This is a genomic window from Streptomyces sp. NPDC059900, from assembly GCF_050270335.1.
GTDB lineage: Bacteria > Actinomycetota > Actinomycetes > Streptomycetales > Streptomycetaceae > Streptomyces.
In genome coordinates, this window is record NZ_JBNNJZ010000968.1 from 1 (window position 1) to 1,934 (window position 1,934).

2 protein-coding genes are annotated in these 1,934 nt (G+C 68.3%); both read left to right on the plus strand.

The window, feature by feature from the left end; all coding sequences use genetic code 11:
- Positions 1-1,313 (plus strand): molybdopterin dinucleotide binding domain-containing protein (locus ACQKIP_RS46265; RefSeq protein ID WP_427745748.1); only part of this gene is annotated, 1,313 nt, incomplete at its 5' end.
- Positions 1,313-1,934 (plus strand): 4Fe-4S dicluster domain-containing protein (locus ACQKIP_RS46270; RefSeq protein WP_427745749.1); only part of this gene is annotated, 622 nt, incomplete at its 3' end. The genes ACQKIP_RS46265 and ACQKIP_RS46270, both read left to right, overlap by 1 nt.

The following is a 1,934-nucleotide window of genomic DNA, read 5'->3' on the forward strand; positions in this document are numbered from 1 at the left end:
GGTCCACGGACATGCACCCCTACGTGCACTCCTTCACCCCCGCCGTCGACCCGCCCTGGCAGGCCCGCACGGACTTCGACACGTTCAAGGCGATCGCGGAACGGCTCAGCGAGCTGTCGGCCGACCATCTCGGCGTACGCAAGGACGTCGTGGCCACCGCGCTCCAGCACGACACCCCCGGTGAGACGGCGCAGCCCGGCGGTGTCGTCCTCGACTGGCGCAAGGGCGAGTGCGAGGCGATCCCGGGCAAGACGATGCCGGGCCTGACGGTGGTCGAGCGCGACTACACGGCGATCGGCGCGAAGTTCGCGGCGCTGGGCCCGCTCGCGGAGACGCTGGGCCTGCCCGCGAAGGGCATCGCGCTGCGGCCCGACCAGGAGGTCGACGAGCTGCGCGAACGCAACGGCGTCGTGCGCGGCGGGCCCGCCGACGGCCGCCCCGCCCTGGACACCGCGGTCAAGGCGGCGAACACCATCCTCGCCCTGTCCGGCACGACCAACGGCCGCCTCGCCACCCAGGGCTTCCACACCCTGGAGGCGCGTACCGGCCAGGAGATGGCGCACCTGGCGGCCGAGCACGAGGGCAAGCGCATCACGTACGCGGACACCCAGGCGGCCCCCGTTCCCGTGATCACGTCGCCCGAGTGGTCGGGCAGCGAGTCCGGCGGGCGGCGCTACACGGCGTTCACGCTCAACACCGAGCACTTGAAGCCCTGGCACACCCTCACCGGACGCCAGCACTTCTTCCTCGACCACGACTGGATCCACGAGCTGGGCGAGGCGATGCCCGTCTACCGGCCGCCCCTGGACATGAACCGCCTCTTCGGGGAACCGCAGCTCGGCCCGGACGGCGAGAAGGAGGTGACGGTCCGCTATCTCACCCCGCACAACAAGTGGTCCATCCACTCCGAGTACCAGGACAACCTCTTCATGCTGTCGCTCTCCCGGGGCGGCCAGTGCATCTGGATGTCGCCGCAGGACGCGGAGGCGATCGGCGTGAAGGACAACGACTGGATCGAGGCGGTCAACCGCAACGGCGTGGTCGTCGCGCGGGCGGTCGTCTCGCACCGGATGCCGGCCGGCACGGTCTACATGCACCACGCGCAGGAACGCACGGTCAACGTCCCCAAGACGGAGACCACCGGCAAGCGCGGCGGCATCCACAACTCCCTGACCCGGCTCATCCTCAAGCCGTCCCATCTCATCGGCGGCTACGCCCAGTTGTCGTGGGCCTTCAACTACCTGGGCCCGACGGGCAACCAGCGCGACGAGGTGACGGTCATCCGCCGCCGCAAACAGGAGGTCACCTACTGATGCGCGTGATGGCACAGATCGCGATGGTGATGAACCTCGACAAGTGCATCGGCTGCCACACCTGCTCGGTCACCTGCAAGCAGGCGTGGACGAACCGCGACGGCATGGAGTACGTCTGGTTCAACAATGTCGAGACCCGCCCCGGCCAGGGCTACCCGCGCCGCTACGAGGACCAGGAGAAGTGGCGCGGCGGCTGGGAGCTGAACAAGAAGGGCGCCCTGAAGCTCAAGAACGGCGGCCGGATCAAGGCTCTCCTGGAGATCTTCTCCAACCCCAAGCTGCCGGAGATCAAGGACTACTACGAGCCCTGGACGTACGAGTACAAGAACCTCACCGACGCCCCGCTCGGCGACGACTACCCGGTCGCCGAACCGCGTTCCCTGATCAGCGGCAAGCCCATGAAGATCGAGTGGTCGTCGAACTGGGACGACAACCTGGGCGGCGCCACCGAGTACGGCGACCTGGACCCGATGGTGGCCAAGACCCGCGAGAAGGCCGCCGAGAAGGTCAAGTTCGCCTTCGAGCAGACCTTCATGTTCTATCTGCCGCGGATCTGCGAGCACTGCCTGAACCCGGCGTGCGTGGCGTCCTGCCCCTCCGGCGCGATGTACAAGCGCGAGG